The organism is Enterovibrio makurazakiensis (assembly GCF_050336585.1).
In the GTDB taxonomy this organism is placed as follows: domain Bacteria; phylum Pseudomonadota; class Gammaproteobacteria; order Enterobacterales; family Vibrionaceae; genus Enterovibrio; species Enterovibrio gelatinilyticus.
On sequence record NZ_JAKJSE010000005.1, the window covers coordinates 133672 to 149477 of the forward strand.

The following is a 15806-nucleotide window of genomic DNA, read 5'->3' on the forward strand; positions in this document are numbered from 1 at the left end:
ACCGCTATGAGTAATAGACGCGATTTTTTGAAAAAAGCAGGGATCGTCGGTGCGGGCAGTGCGACCGCCATCATGGGCGCACCCGCCGTTGTTTCTGCCAAAGAGCCGATTCGTTGGCGTTTGCAAACATATGCTGGCCCCGCTCTTGCCGAACACGTCATTAAGCCAGCCGTGGATGCATTCAACATTGCTGCCAATGGCGAGATGGTGATCGAGTTGTATTTCGCCGACCAGCTTGTTCCAACAGGCGAGTTGTTCCGCGCAATGCAAAAAGGAACCATCGACGCCGTACAAAGTGACGATGACTCGATTGCCGCCCCGGTAGATATCTCCGTATTTGGTGGTTATTTCCCTTTCGCAACCCGTTATAGTCTTGATGTGCCAGTTTTGTTTGAAGAATATGGCTTGAAGGAAATTTGGAAAGAAGCCTACGATGAAGTTAAAGGTGTGACTTGGCTAAGCGCAGGCTCTTGGGACCCTTGCCATTTCGCCACCGTTGATCCAATCAATAGTCTCGCAGATCTCAAAGGCAAACGCATTTTCACCTTCCCAACTGCAGGCCGATTCCTATCACGATTCGGCGTTATTCCAGTCACCTTGCCATGGGAAGATGTGGAAGTGGCGGTTCAAACTGGCGAACTTGATGGCATAGCATGGTCAGGCATTACCGAAGACTACACAGTAGGCTGGGCAGATGTCACTAACTACTTCTTAACCAACAATATTTCTGGCGCTTGGTGCGGGTCATTCTTCGCAAACTCTGAACGTTGGGATGCCCTACCAGAACACCTAAAAGTGCTGTTCAACATGATGATGGATACATCTCACTACTATCGTCAGCATTGGTACTGGGGCGGCGAGGCGAAACTTAGAACTCAGGGCACCAAAATGCAGCTCACCACGATTCCAGACGAAGAGTGGCGACAAGTGGAGTTAGAAGCGTATAAATTCTGGGATGAAGTGGCAGAAACCAGCCCACGCAACAAACGGGTGGTAGAAGTATTCAAAGAGTATGCGGCTGTGATGGAGAAAGCGGGTAAGCCGTATCGTAATTCCTAGTCAAAGACAGTGAACGAAAAAAGCGGCTGATGATTGCCGCTTTTTCTTTGCCTGAAGCAAATCACAAACGACAGAAATGAAAAAAACCAGCGTCAATAGGCCAATACCGACACTGGTTTTCCTCGAGTTTTGCTAGCGGCTTTAGAGTTCCGCCCTCTCATTTATTTCCTTCAGCTTACAAACTAAAAACAGAAAGAAATGAAAGTCTTGTGGTTCAGAATCAGTCGATAAGTGGCGGCCTGCATTACTGACTGATTTTGAACACAGGGCTAATTTAGTATCTGATGAATAAGAAAACTGTGAGGTCTATAAAAAGTTCCTTTATCTTTTAAATAGATGCGTAAAAAATGCGACCCACCTAAAAAAGTGGAACTAGGCTAACAATAAAATACAACAATCAGTTCATTCCTATTTCACAAAGTTTGTGGCACATTCCGCACGACCTAATTGATAAACTCGTTTTTCACGAATGGTTCGGCGGGTTTCATTCCACTGATGAATTATTGCAGCGCGATCAACACCTCTGCCCACTTCATTAAACAGAAAACGGTCAACCGTGTGATTGAACGCCTCGAGATCCATCTTCTCTTGATAAACGACACCCATATATTCAAATGCCCACATTTTCTCTTTGGCACTCCCCACCACAGTAAATCGTTGCAACGTATCCAACGCCGCTTCGTATTCGCAATCAATCACTTGCTGCTCAACGGATACCAGCTTTCCATGTACACCGTAAGTCGGTATATATGAACATGCAGTCAATACTAACAACGCCATGGCGGCAAAAAATGCGGTTCTCATTCTAAGTCCCTTTATCTATTCATTTTTAACTAGCGGCAACGTACAAAATAACTGCAAGTATCGCGCCATTCCGGTGGGATTCTATTATCAGCAACGCTCAACTCTGTTCATAAAATGTCCGCAACACACCACCAAGGGGTGCCAAACATAGATAAACTCCGACAAATGAACAGAAAGGCACTCCCAAACAATCCAAATGACATGAATGATTACTCGTTACTACACGAATATCGGCTTAATTAGCATCAACTAGCAGTCGTAAAAGCTCACACGCATTGCTTACCTTATTGAATATGAACAAAAAAAGCAGAAGCGTTTCCGCTTCTGCTTTTTCATAAAATGAACACTTTCAACCAGTAAGCCTTAACGAAGAAGGCAAACATAATAAGAGTTATGGGCGCGTACCCAACTTCACCGCACCGTTTTGGTCAAACATGGCTACCTGCTTGTTCTTACGACCAATAAGCAATGGCTTGTCATCGTAAAACAGAAAGTTCTTCCAGTACTTTTTGAACATGCCCCAGCGCGTTTCTATGATGTTACTTTTCTCATAGCAAAAATAGACAACGGCATTGTCCTCCCAAGGGAAATGCGCAATGAATGCCTCAGGCAAATCCGCTTCATCTTCCCAAGCCTTTTGCCAGTTAACATCACCTTCCCACACACTTTGCATCACAGGCCAATCACCTTTACCAAAATGGTCTGGTGTCGGGCTTTCATTGCTAATGAAATCTCGCCATAACTGCGCACCACGTGCTTCTGCCATTGGCTTAATTTCCGTGTAATCTTCGGGGGCAACAGGCATAGACTGATGCGTGAAAATCCACTTACGCTTGTAATCTTCAAAGGGAATGTAATTCATAGCTCTCTCAGATTGCAGGGCAATTAACCTGCAAACATGTAACCTTCACCATGCACAGTAATAAACAACTGTGGTTTCTTAGGTTCTGCTTCTATTTTATTTCTTAAGCGACGAACCAGCACATCAACGGTGCGGTCATTTGGTGCGTCGACACGATGGCTAATCAAGTTGAGAAGGCGTTCTCGACTCAACACTCGACTAGGGTTTGCCGTAAAAGCCACTAGCATTTCATATTCAGCTTTAGTCAGCTTTACTGCGTCGTACTTATTGCTTAACGCGCGTCGATCAATATCAAATGTCCAACCGTTGAAGTTAACGATTTTATCATTTTCTCGAGGCAAACTCTCGACATCCGACGCTTTGTTGTTGCGAGATATCCGCCACAGCAAATTTCTGACCCTAACTAACAACTCACGCAATTCAAGAGGCTTGGTGAAGTAATCATCCGCCCCCATCTCTAAACCAACAATGCGATCGATGCTGTCGGTACGCGCCGTGACCAAAATAATACCCACATCAGATTTACTGCGTAGATCTCGTGTCAGCATTAATCCGTCTTCACCCGGCAAATTGATATCGAGTAAAACGAGATCAATATGCTGGTCATTCATAACTTTGTGCATTTCCCTGCCGTCAGCGGCCTGACTGACACTATATCCTTGTTTTTCGAAGTATCCGCTTATCATTGTGCGAGTAACAACTTCGTCATCTACGACCAAAATGTGATAGCTCAACGCAATCCTGTTCACAATTCGTCACTAAGGCGCGCACTGTAACAGTAAATGGGTGATGAAATTTGATTTATCTCACGGTTTTTTCAGTTTTTTACACACTCAAGCTGATGATTTCAAAAAGGCAAAAATTAAGGTTTTGCGAGTTACATTGCAAAACCTCAATTTTTTAAGCATTTAGAAGCACATAGCTAGCACACCTCAGCACTCTTTCTGACGCTATTCACAATCTTTCACAACTTGATCCTGACCGTTCATTTTGGTGCGTAACCATATTCACATCCAACCGTTACTATGCGCCACTCGAAATAACGCATCAAAAACACGTAGCTAAAGTGCGCTGGTTTGCTTTCCTAACACGGTTCAGGGAATGACCCATCACTAACTACAAGAACATTATGGGTGTATCCATTTTATGAAAAAGCTATTGCAAAAGCTGATGAAACCAAGCCGCAAGTATCCAATTATTGCGTTGGTACTGATCGGTGCCATCATTGCGATCGCAGGTGTGGTCACGATGAACAAAACCTTTGAGGTGTTCTCGTCGACTGAATTCTGTACGTCGTGCCATACCATGCAGCAGAACTACGAAGAATATAAACAATCTGTCCACTTCAGCAATGCCAAGGGTATTCGTGCTGAGTGTGTTGACTGCCACCAGCCAAAAGATTTCACAGGCAAGGTATGGCGTAAAATGGGCGCAGTGACAGACCTTTATCACCACTTCATCACTGGCAAGATCGATACGCCTGAAAAATTCGAAGAGCACCGGCTCGAGCTCGCCCAGAAAGTCTGGGATCGCATGGCTGACGAGAACTACAAAACCTGTACGACTTGTCACTCATACGACGCTATGGATCACAGCAAGCAATCTGTTCAAGCGATGAAAGAGATGATCCCTGCTGCGAAAGAAAACATGGCGTGTGTGGAATGTCATAAAGGTATTGCCCACGAACTGCCAAACATGGCAGGTGGTTTCCGTAAGACATTCGAAACCTTGACCGCATCTGCAACCGTTCCTGCTGGTGCTAAAAAGCTGTTCTCAATCGAAGAGAAAAGCCTGTTCGCGACCGCTGATGCGAACGGCAAAGTAGAAGGTCAACTGCTTCCTGCGTCTGAAATCGATGTTATTGCTGAAGAAGGCGACATGCTGAAAGTTCGCATCCAAGGCTGGATCGAAACCAACGGCAAAGGCCGCGTCATGACCGAGTACATGGGTAAACGTGTATTCAAGGCAACCATTCGTGGAGACGTTAAAACAACTGAAACTGTAATTTCAGAAGAAGTTGACCAAGCGACCAACATCGCTTGGAAACAAGTCGCGGTTAACGCCTACGTGACCAAAGACGGCCTGATTGACAGCATTGATCCTGTTTGGGATTACGCGTCTGAAATGTACTCGTCTTCTTGTAACTCTTGTCACGCAGCCCCTGCTCCAGGCCACTTCACCGCTAACGGCTGGATTTCGAGCCTGAAAGCAATGAGTGCATATTACCGCCTGAGCAAAACCGAAGAGCGCACCCTGCTGAAGTATCTGCAGAACCATGGTAGCGACACGGGTGGTGCTGGCGCGCACTAATCTGCCGCAGCGATAAAAAGAATAAACAATGGACAGGTGCTCAAGTGCCTGTCCAATTCAACTTTAAACGAATAAGGATTCCTACATGGCGACTGAAAAACTACAAGGCATTACCCGCCGTCGTTTTCTCTCTGGCATGTTAACCGCAAGTGCGGGTGCTGTTATCGGTGGTAGCTTACTAGCACCACGCTCTGCAATGGCAGCGACTGACGCGAAAAACACCTTCTCAGGTGACGTGATCCACGGCTCACACTGGGGTGCTTTCCGCGCGAAAGTAGAAAATGGCATTTGGGTAGACACCGTCCCGTTTGAGCACGACCCGCACCCAACAGCAATGCTTAACGCTGTTCGCGAAGTGGTTTACAACCCATCTCGCGTTAAATACCCAATGGTGCGCCTTGACTGGCTGAAACACGGTTGGAAATCTGACACATCACAACGTGGTGATAACCGCTTTGTACGTGTGCCATGGTCTCAAGCGTTGGACTTCCTCCACCACGAGTTGGAGCGTGTTCAAACCACTTATGGCCCTAGTGCTCTGTACGCAGGTAACACGGGTTGGCAATCAGTTGGCAAGCTCAACGTTGCTGGTACCATGATGCATCGTGCGATTGGTTTGCATGGTACTTTCCTTGCGAAGATGGGCGACTACTCAACAGGTTCAGCGCAAGTGGTATTGCCATATGTTGCTGGTGCAATGGAAGTTTACGAACAACAAACTTCATGGCCTGTCGTACTGGAAAACACCAAAAACATCGTGATCTGGGGTAACGACCCTGTTAAGAACCTGCAAGTTGGTTGGCAGATTCCAGACCACAGCGTTTATGGCTACTACCAGCAATTGGCTGAGAAAGTTAAATCTGGCGACATCAAGGTATTCCACGTTGACCCAGTAAAAACCTCTTCTTATAAATTCTTCGGTGGCAAACAGATTGCGGTTAACCCACAAACTGACGTGCCATTGATGCTAGCTATTGCGTACACGCTATACACAGAGAAATTGCACGATGAGCAATTCTTGGCGGACTACACCACAGGCTTTGACAAGTTCTTGCCTTACCTGTTGGGTGAAAAAGACGGCGTAGCAAAAACACCAGAATGGGCAGAGAAAATCTGTGGCATTCCTGCTGATGATATCCGAGATCTTGCACGCACCATGGCAAGTGGTCGCACGCAAATCATGGCTGGCTGGTGTTTGCAACGTATGCAGCACGGCGAACAGTACGCATGGATGATCGTTGTTGTTTCAGCAATGCTAGGTCAAATTGGTCTACCTGGCGGTGGTTTCGGCTTCGGCTGGCACTATAACGATGCAGGTACCGTGACCTCTGCTGGCCCTCTTATGTCTGGTTTCAACTCTGTCACTGGCGTTGACCCAATCCATAACGGTAGCTACAACGGTTACTCAAGCTATATCCCAATCGCACGTATTGTAGATTGCCTTGAAAACCCAGGTGAAACCATTGATTTCAATGGTCAGAAAGTGAAATTCCCGCACATTAAAATGGCAATTTCATGTGGTAGTAACCTATTCCACCAGCACCAAGACCGTAACCGCATGATCAAGGCGTGGCGTAAGCTAGAAACTTATGTGTCTATTGACCATCAGTGGACAGCAAGTTGCCGTTTTGCAGATATCGTTCTGCCAGCAACGACAACTTACGAGCGAAATGACATTGAGTCATTTGGTAACCACTCAAACAAAGGCATTATTGCGATGAAACAAATCGTAGAGCCAATGTTTGAAGCGAAAGATGACTTTGATATTTTCCGTGAGCTTTGCACCCGTTACGATCGCGAAGAAGCGTTCACTGGCGGCAAAACCAAAATGGAATGGATCGAAGAGATCTACAACGGTGCGCGTTTGCAAGGCCGTGGTATCGGCGTTCGTATGCCAAACTTCGTTAAGTTCTGGGAAGAAGAGCAATTCATTTCGTTCCCTGAAGGCACAGAGTGGGTTCGCCACCAAGCGTTCCGTAACGAACCAGATTTGGAGCCATTGGGTACTGCATCTGGCTTAATCGAAATCTACTGTAAAACAATCGCCGATATGGGTTACGACGACTGTCAAGGTCACCCAATGTGGTTCGAGAAAGTAGAACGTAGCCATGGTGGTCCTAAGTCAAACAGCTACCCGCTTCACATGCAAAGCTGTCACCCGAACTACCGTTTGCACTCGCAACTGTGTTCATCAGACGCTTTCCGTAACACCTATGCGGTTGCGGGTCGCGAGCCTTGCTACATCAGCTCAGCGGATGCAAAAGTGCGCGGTATTGTGTCTGGCGACCTTGTTCGCGTGTTTAACGACCGTGGTCAAGTGCTAGCAGGCGCAGTGGTGACTGACGACTATAAAGCGGGCGTATGTCGTATTGAAGAAGGCGCATGGTATGCCCCTCTTGAAGGCGGTAAGCCAGGCACGCTTTGTACCTACGGCGATCCAAACGTATTGACTGTAGATATCGGGACATCGAAGCTCGCTCAAGCTACCTCTGCGCACACTGCATTGGTTGAGATCGAGAAGTTCACAGGCAAAATTCCAGCGGTTACTGGCTTTAGCGGCCCAACCTCTGTGGATGATGTGAACCCACTGTTCCCAGCGATGGATATCGCATAAGAGACAGTGTGAAGAAAAAGGGCAGCTTAGCTGCCCTTTTTTACTCCATATTCTATACACTTATACTCTTACACATTTTTACTCTCTCTGCCCTTCCCTAACGACGGAATGACAATGAAAGAATTTAACGCCATCAACGAACAACGCGCCGAGTTTTACTGGTGGATGTCTTCTCTGTTTGCTAATGAGCTGACCCAAGAAGATCTCATCAACTATCAAGGTAGCAGCATGGATAGTTACTATTCCGCGCTCGCCATGACCGATGAATTGAAAGCCCCAATCGCAGGTTTTCGTAGCGCACTAGCCGCATTAAAATTGCGCGAAGACGCGCAATTGGAACTCGCGGCTGATTTTTGTGGTTTGTTCCTTAGCACCCCAAAAACGGGCGCATTGCCTTATGCCTCCATGTACATCGGCGAGACTGGTTTGCTCAACGACAAACCTGCGCAAGAGATGGGTCAATGGATGGAGAAATATGGCATCGCTCAACGAAAAGACTTCAATGAGCCCTTTGACCATCTTGCTGTCGTCCTCGATTTCATGGGTAACTTGGTCATTCTTACGAACAAAGAGACCGAAGAAGACAAACAAGAAGCCTTGATGCAAGAGCAACAGGTATTCTTAGAAACCATGGTTACTACATGGTTAGGCAGCTTCCAGAAGTCGCTTGAACAATTCGATGGCTTTGGCTTTTATAAAGCGTCTGGCGTGCTCCTCAACGCATTTGTCGCATTAGACCTATCGTTCCTAAAAGGCGAATAGCGTCCAACTCCCGAAACCAAAAAGCCGGGCTTGCCCGGTTTTTTCATTTTTTAGAGATAGAAAGTGAAAATCGTAGCGATTTCGCAAGCTTGATACGCATCAAGCTTATGCGAGTCGCTTCAATTGAATAATTGCGACTGCGTCCATGAGCCAGTAAACTGTGAACGCAAGCGATTGGCATTGAGAAATTGCTGAAAAATCTCTTTCACAGCAACAAGGTCATAACACCTAATGTTGTGTCGATGGAATGGTTTTTGGCGTGCTCAATGTGACATTTTGAGCCGATCTTTAGTAGCTATAGATGGCAAGGTCACTCCAACTCGTTTCGAACGATTCGCCGCTTTCCGTGTAAGACGAATCATAAGAGAACATGCTTGAACCAGCATAATGTTCACATCGTCAGTGCTAATGAACGTTCATCAGAATAAAGAGTCACGAATTAAGCTGATTCTTTTAATCAACGGCAAACAACCGACATGTGTTCTAGCACTACCTATTACGATGCAAGATAAAGAAAGCATGTATGCACTTCAAAAACGTGCTTTCACACATTGATACGAAACGGTCGAGAAAATGGAAACCTGTTTCGTCGAACCCAGTACGCCGCTCCTCGTTAGCGGCGTAAACATGTAAGGCAGCCAGCATTTCTCATGCTGCCGATGAAAATGATAAGAAGAATACCAAATGGCAACGATTAAAGACGTCGCACGCATGGCCGGAGTATCAACCACAACGGTTTCTCACGTGATCAACAAAACACGTTTTGTCGCAGAGAATACGACCAAAAAAGTTTGGGCTGCGGTGGATGACCTAAATTACGCACCCAGTGCTGTTGCGCGTAGTTTGAAATGCAACTCAACACGCACCATTGGCATGCTTGTTACCAAATCAACAAACCCATTCTTTGCGGAAGTTGTTCATGGCGTAGAAGAGTACTGTTACAAAGAGGGCTATACACTGATCCTATGTAACACAGAAGGCAACCTCGCCAAGCAGCGCGACTATTTACGCATGTTGGCAGAAAAGCGTGTCGATGGTTTGCTAGTAATGTGTTCAGACCTCAATGAGGAACTGCTTGCCCTTCTTGAGAGAAAGCAAGATTTGCCAATGGTTGTCATGGATTGGGGAACGCAGCACGTCAATACTGACTGTATTCAAGACAATGCAGAACTCGGTGGGTATATTGCGACGAAATACTTTATTGATAACGGCCATACGAAAATTGGTTGTATGTCAGGCCAATTGGATAAGCTAACCTGCCAAACACGACTTGCCGGTTTCCGCAAAGCGCTGGCAGAAGCTGGACTACAAGAAAATCCAGATTGGATTGTAGATGCAGATTTCGAATGCGACACAGCGGTAGAAGCAGCAAACAAATTGTTAGCACTTGATGAGCGTCCAACGGCACTATTTTGCTTTAACGACATTATGGCATTGGCAGCAATCAGTACATTCCGCCAAGCGGGTCTAGACGTACCAAACGACATCTCGATCATTGGCTACGACAATATCGATTTGGCTGCATTTTTCTCGCCACCACTAACGACGATCCATCAGCCCAAAAACCGCTTGGGTAAAACGGCAATCAAATTATTGTTGGAACGTTTAGCGAACAAAGAAAACAAGCAACAGATTTTCGTTATGCAGCCTGAACTGATTATTCGTAATTCAGTGAAAAATCTAAACGCCGAATAGTTTTAACGCACAAAGTTCATCAATAGCTCGCCATTTTTGGCGGGCTATTTTTTTATGTGACAAGAAAATTTAACAAAATCTTCTCATTATTGAGATCCAGCTCAATAAGCATAGTTTGTCTAGTTTTCTAGTGCTAATCTTTAACTCAATTAAAAAATGACCGCTTTGGTTAAAATGGCTTCAATTACAAAGAGAACCTGATATTTTCATTCATATCAATAAGACTCTATCTGAAGCAAGATCACATTTTTTGAGACTAGCAATAACGACAATATGATGCGATTCAGTTAAGCTAATAGTCGTCAAGAAAAAGGCAAACCACAGCGAAAGCGTGGGACGCAAAGCTTCCGGCCTCACAGCACACAAAAATTTTGTGTTGGTGGTAGCGGAGTTACCGATGACGTTAGCATTCATACACCGAAATTACTTTTCGGTACATTGACAATTCTCTGAATTAGCTTTGCTACGTTGCTCCTTGACCGCTCATCCAGGAACGGAACGTAATGATTGAGAATAAGTCACATGGATAAACCAACACTAAAAAACACGTTAAAATTCTTCGAATGTCTGGGCAAAATCAAATCGCGTTCTATGTTTGGCGGGTTTGGTGTCTTTTGCGACGAGACAATGTTCGCCTTGGTCGTCAACGACCAACTTCATCTTCGCGCTGGTCAAGCGAATGAAGCCGATTTCATTAAACTTTCGATGACGCCCTACGTCTACAAGAAACGTGGCTTCCCTGTCACAACAAAATACTATGCCATACCAGAAACGTTGTGGGATCAATCAGAGGTTCTGATGAATTATGCGAATATTGCGTATGCCATCGCCAAAGATGATCAACAAGAAAAGAAGACTGCGGCGCCAACGCGTATCAAAGATTTGCCAAACCTAAGACTTGCGACAGAACGTATGCTGAAAAAAGCAGGAATCGATTCTGTTGAGCAATTGCAAACTGAAGGTGCCGTAAGGGCTTATCAAGCTCTACAAAAGTCACATAGCGATACGCTAAGTCTAGAACTTCTTTGGGCGCTAGAAGGCGCAATTGAAGGTAAACACTGGTCTGTCGTCTCTCCTCAGAGACGCGATGAACTGTTAGAAACACTAAGACAGTAAAAATTTCATTATTTCGCCCTGTCGGTACCCTAAAGTGAACAATCAAGGGATCGACTGGGCGAATCTATCTTCGCCCAGTCTTTCAGTTTCACCACTCTCTCGAATTCGCCTCTCACACCGCACTAAGCGCATTTCATACCGTATCTTCACAAACAACCAATCATCTACCCCAATATTACGTTCAATTCTTTCAGTTAATCGAAAAGAACATCATGTTCCATTGCTTATAGGCCATGCTTCTAACGAGCTTTTTATCTATAAATAAGCAATTATCACAAATCTCATTTTAAGGTTGCCAAAAAACCAATAATCCCATTTATGCGACATTCGTCACGTTTATTATGCTAAATGCATCTAGTTGACTATCTTTGGTTGGAATTTTGAACTAAGCCAAAAGAGTAGATAGATGAATGGCAACAATAAGATGCATTACAGCAGACCCTATCCAGACCAAATTGACAGGATCTTTAGAGACCATTTTCGTAAGTGGCCTCGACGTTTTAAGTGGGCAGTGTTTTTCTGCTTCTTATTGCCGATCTCATTTTACGCAGCGCTTGTCGACGGAATGTTTGCGCCGTCATTTCTTTCAGTATTAGTGATCGTCTTTATTAGCATTAATGCTGTTGTCATCCTATGGGGCTTGAGGCTCAATAGCTTTGCACAAAGATACTGGCACCGTAACTATCACATCGTTGGTGCTACAACACTTGCCGTGGTTCCTTTGTCATTGTTAGCCATTCAATATTCGAAATACTGCTTATAACCACCTCTTTTATCACTTTCTCTCGGTGACCATTTCTGCTCGTTCCCGTTTTTCGCTCTGAGCACCGCTATCATTCCAATACGCAATTCGCAATATAACCACTATAAATCAATAAATTAAAAGAAATTTCAAATCCAAACCTCGACAACTCTCGTACTAGATTCGAAAAAATTGATGAAGAGTGTAATGAAATCCCAAATTTGCAGGTCTTTATTTCTTAGCAAAAGCACTGAAACCCAAAACACAACTTGCTGCATATTTCGAATTTTGATTGGGCCTATTGTGGTCACAGTCTTGGCAAATAAACGCAATAATTCATTGAGATAAGCCATTCAATAACAATGACGTTATACACTTAAGCTAAGGATGGGCAGTGAGCATGTTCTCACTGAACAAGCACTTTCAAATTGCTTAAGTCATTTGGCGATGGTGCCCGAGATTCGGAACACTGATTTGCAGTAAGTGACTCATAAAGGAATACAGATGAATAAACAGAAGTTAGGCATTATCTTTATCATCGCAGCCATATTTATTGCGTGGTTTGCCTTTGATTTAGGGGCGCTTTTTACACTTGAAAATGCAAAAGCACAGCATGAGTCTCTCAAAGACAGCATTTCACAAAACTTCTTAACTGCCAGCGTTGTCTACTTCTTGGTATACATCGCCATGACCGCCCTCTCATTGCCAGGCGCAGCCATTGCGACTTTGCTTGGGGCTGCACTTTTTGGCTTTTGGTGGGCATTGCTTCTGGTTTCTTTTGCAAGCTCCATCGGTGCCACACTGGCTTTCCTCGTCAGCCGTTTCTTGTTGAAAGATTCTGTTCAAAACAAATTTGGCAACAAACTTACAACCATTAACGAAGGCGTCGAGAACGATGGTCCTTTCTATCTACTGACACTTCGTTTGATTCCCGTCTTCCCATTCTTCCTTATTAATCTGCTGATGGGTCTAACCCCTATCCGCACATTGACCTTCTATGTTGTCAGCCAAATCGGCATGCTTCCGGGCACAGCGGTATACATCAATGCTGGTACGCAACTCGCCCAAATTGATTCACTAAGCGGCATTGTGTCTCCCGGCGTACTGCTTTCACTTGTGCTACTTGGTCTGTTCCCCGTTATTGCAAAGGTTATTATGAACTTCATTCAAAAGCGCCGTGTTTACGCGAAATGGCAAAAACCCGTGACTTACGATCGTAACCTCATCGCTATCGGTGCCGGTGCTGGCGGATTGGTAACGACTTACATTGGCGCAGCAGTGAAGGCGAAAGTCACGCTGATTGAAAAACACAAAATGGGCGGAGACTGTCTAAACACGGGCTGCGTGCCATCTAAAGCGTTGATTCGCGCGGGACACTCAGTGCACGAAATCAAACGTGCCAGTGAGTTCGGCGTCACTGTTGGCGAGCCTAGCGTGAACTTCAAAGAGGTTATGGGCCGCGTTCATCAAGTGATTGCGGATATTGAGCCCCATGATTCAGTCGACCGTTACACAAAGCTTGGTGTGGAGTGTATTCAAGGAGAAGCGAAAATCCTTTCGCCTTGGGAAGTCGAAGTGAATGGGGAGCGGCTTACAACCAAAAACATCGTAATTGCCACTGGAGCGCGGCCATTAGTTCCGGGCATTCCTGGACTCGCTGACGTTAGCTACCTCACTTCAGACAACGTATGGGAACTGGAAGAGTTACCCAAGAAACTGCTGGTATTAGGTGGTGGCCCTATTGGCGCTGAACTGGCACAAAGTTTCTCTCGTCTAGGCTCCGATGTTACCTTGGTCGAAATGGCTGACCAACTATTGATCCGTGAAGATGCCGATGCCGCAGCGTTGGTTGTTAAAGGCTTAACGGAAGATGGTGTTAATATCTTGCTTGGTCACAAAGCCACTCGCTTTGAAAAAGACGGCGACACTCAACGCGCTTATCTTGATAAGAGTGGCGAAGAAATCGTGGTGGAATTTGACCATGTCATGCTCGCGCTAGGGCGCGTTGCCAACACCAAAGGCTTTGGCCTTGAAGACATCGGTGTTGAGTTAACAGAGCGCGGCACAGTAAAAGTGAACGACTATCTGCAAACCAATTATCCAAATATCTTTGCTGTTGGCGATGTAGCTGGCCCGTTCCAGTTAACACACGCTGCAGGCCACCAAGCATGGTATGCCGCTGTAAATGCCTTGTTTGGCGACTTCAAGAAGTTCAAAGCCGATTATTCTGTGATGCCTGCCGCAACTTACACCGCACCAGAAGTTGCACGTGTAGGCATCAATGAAAAAGAAGCCATCGCACAAGGCATCGAATATGAAGTGGCACACTACGGTATAGACGACCTAGATCGCGCGATTGCTGACGGCGAAGACCACGGTTTTATCAAAGTCATCACACTAAAAGGCAAAGACAAAATACTAGGCGCCACCATTGTCGGTTCACATGCTGGCGACTTACTCGCAGAATTCACACTCGCCATGCGCCATGGGCTGGGTCTGAACAAAATTCTTGGTACGGTTCACCCTTACCCCACCATGAGTGAGGCAACAAAGTACACTGCAGGCGTTTGGAAACAAAACAACGCGCCACAAGGATTACTGGCATGGGTCGAGAAATTCCACGCTTGGATGCGTAACGCGCCAAAAAACAATCGCGCTTAATTGACATTAAGGAAGACAATTAACCATGAATTACTTATCAATCGCTGCTGCATGTGCACTCAGTGTTAGTTCTGTCAGCATCGCAGCTGACCTCTCAAACTGGGAACAGATTGAAAAAGATGCCAATGGACAAACGGTTTACTTCAACGCATGGGGGGGCAGCCAAGAAATCAATGCTTACTTACGCTGGGCTGGTGACACACTCAATGAACGTTACGGTGTCACGCTTGAGCATGTAAAGGTGTCAGACATTGCAGAAACCGTTAACCGCTTGGTTGCAGAGAAAGCCGCTGGTAAAACCGAAGGCGGCAGTGTGGATATGGTATGGATCAATGGTGAAAACTTTAAATCGATGAAATCCAATGGACTGCTATTTGGCCCGTTTGCCGAACAGCTACCAAACTGGTCAATTGTCGATAAGTCACTTCCAGTCACCGCTGACTTTACTGAGCCAACGAATGGCTTAGAAGCGCCTTGGGGTGTCGGCCAACTTGTCTTTATTCATGATGAAAAGACCCTAGCAAATCCACCGAGTTCCTTTGTAGAAATGCTCAGTTTGGCGAAAGCGAATCCGGGCAAAATCGCCTATCCAAAACCACCGCAATTTCATGGCACCAGCTTTTTGAAAGCGGCTCTGCTTGAACTCGCAACAGACAGTGACCCACTTTACGTCCCTGTTGATGAAGCACGTTTTGGTGAGATCACTGCGCCACTATGGGCTTACTTAGATGAGCTCCACCCCGTCGCTTGGCGCAATGGTAAACAATTCCCTGCCGGTAGTGCAGAAACCATGCAACTGTTAGACGACAGTGAGCTATTACTCGCCATTACATTTAATCCAAACGCGGCGGAAACCGCGGTTAAAAACGGCACACTCGCCCCTTCAGCAAAGACCTTTGCATTTGATAAAGGTGCGCTTTCAAACATTCACTACATGGGTGTACCTTGGAATGCCAACGCCAAAGAAGGAGCATTAGTCGCGATTAACTTCCTCATGAGTGAAGAAGCACAAGCCCGCAAGGCTAACAGCGATGTATGGGGAGATCCCGCCGTGGTCACACTGTCGAGTGTTGGCAGCAAACCCTTGTTTAAATCGCAACCTGAACCACATCCGAGCTGGCAAGTTGCGTTAGAAAAAGCATGGCTCGAGCGCTACGGACAATAATGGTAATGTGCTATAC

11 protein-coding genes and 1 riboswitch are annotated in these 15806 nt (G+C 45.8%); of the genes, 8 read left to right on the plus strand and 3 right to left on the minus strand.

The window, feature by feature from the left end; genetic code table 11:
* Positions 1 to 6 precede the first annotated feature (6 nt).
* Positions 7 to 1059 (plus strand): TRAP transporter substrate-binding protein, encoded by a 1053-nt coding sequence (locus L4D06_RS02815; RefSeq protein ID WP_274163924.1) that lies wholly within the window; start codon positions 7 to 9, stop codon positions 1057 to 1059.
* A 408-nt stretch (positions 1060 to 1467) separates the two neighbouring features.
* Here the strand turns inward: L4D06_RS02815 and L4D06_RS02820 are convergent, their stop codons facing one another.
* The 3 genes from L4D06_RS02820 to torR form a co-directional block, all read right to left on the minus strand.
* Complete coding sequence (locus L4D06_RS02820; RefSeq protein WP_274163923.1) at positions 1468 to 1863, minus strand: hypothetical protein; 396 nt, start codon at positions 1861 to 1863, stop codon at positions 1468 to 1470.
* A gap of 391 nt (positions 1864 to 2254) precedes the next feature.
* On the minus strand, positions 2255 to 2725 hold the full coding sequence (locus tag L4D06_RS02825; RefSeq protein WP_429737787.1) for a DUF2947 domain-containing protein: 471 nt from the start codon (positions 2723 to 2725) through the stop codon (positions 2255 to 2257).
* Between the two features lie 23 nt (positions 2726 to 2748).
* Positions 2749 to 3459 (minus strand): two-component system response regulator TorR, encoded by a 711-nt coding sequence (torR, locus tag L4D06_RS02830; protein WP_274164025.1) that lies wholly within the window; start codon positions 3457 to 3459, stop codon positions 2749 to 2751.
* A gap of 412 nt (positions 3460 to 3871) precedes the next feature.
* On the opposite strand from torR, the gene torC reads away from it, so the two are divergent.
* From torC to L4D06_RS02865, 7 genes are all read left to right on the plus strand, one after another.
* Positions 3872 to 5035 carry a pentaheme c-type cytochrome TorC gene (torC, locus tag L4D06_RS02835; RefSeq protein ID WP_274163921.1) on the plus strand — a complete coding sequence of 388 codons (1164 nt, stop codon included), beginning with the start codon at positions 3872 to 3874 and terminating at the stop codon, positions 5033 to 5035.
* Between the two features lie 85 nt (positions 5036 to 5120).
* Positions 5121 to 7649, plus strand: coding sequence for a trimethylamine-N-oxide reductase TorA (gene torA / locus L4D06_RS02840; RefSeq protein ID WP_274163920.1), 2529 nt, complete (start codon positions 5121 to 5123; stop codon positions 7647 to 7649).
* 114 nt (positions 7650 to 7763) lie between these two features.
* Positions 7764 to 8411 carry a molecular chaperone TorD gene (gene torD, locus L4D06_RS02845; RefSeq protein ID WP_429737788.1) on the plus strand — a complete coding sequence of 216 codons (648 nt, stop codon included), beginning with the start codon at positions 7764 to 7766 and terminating at the stop codon, positions 8409 to 8411.
* Between the two features lie 684 nt (positions 8412 to 9095).
* Positions 9096 to 10106, plus strand: coding sequence for an HTH-type transcriptional repressor PurR (purR, locus tag L4D06_RS02850; protein ID WP_274163918.1), 1011 nt, complete (start codon positions 9096 to 9098; stop codon positions 10104 to 10106).
* Positions 10107 to 10408: 302 nt separating this feature from the next.
* Positions 10409 to 10505: riboswitch (cyclic di-GMP riboswitch) on the plus strand.
* A 123-nt stretch (positions 10506 to 10628) separates the two neighbouring features.
* A complete protein-coding gene (locus L4D06_RS02855) occupies positions 10629 to 11222 on the plus strand; it encodes a TfoX/Sxy family DNA transformation protein (protein ID WP_274163917.1) in 594 nt (197 codons plus the stop codon).
* 1246 nt (positions 11223 to 12468) lie between these two features.
* Complete coding sequence (lpdA, locus tag L4D06_RS02860; protein ID WP_429737789.1) at positions 12469 to 14625, plus strand: dihydrolipoyl dehydrogenase; 2157 nt, start codon at positions 12469 to 12471, stop codon at positions 14623 to 14625.
* A gap of 25 nt (positions 14626 to 14650) precedes the next feature.
* Positions 14651 to 15790 carry an ABC transporter substrate-binding protein gene (locus L4D06_RS02865; protein WP_429737790.1) on the plus strand — a complete coding sequence of 380 codons (1140 nt, stop codon included), beginning with the start codon at positions 14651 to 14653 and terminating at the stop codon, positions 15788 to 15790.
* The last annotated feature ends 16 nt before the right edge of the window (positions 15791 to 15806 follow it).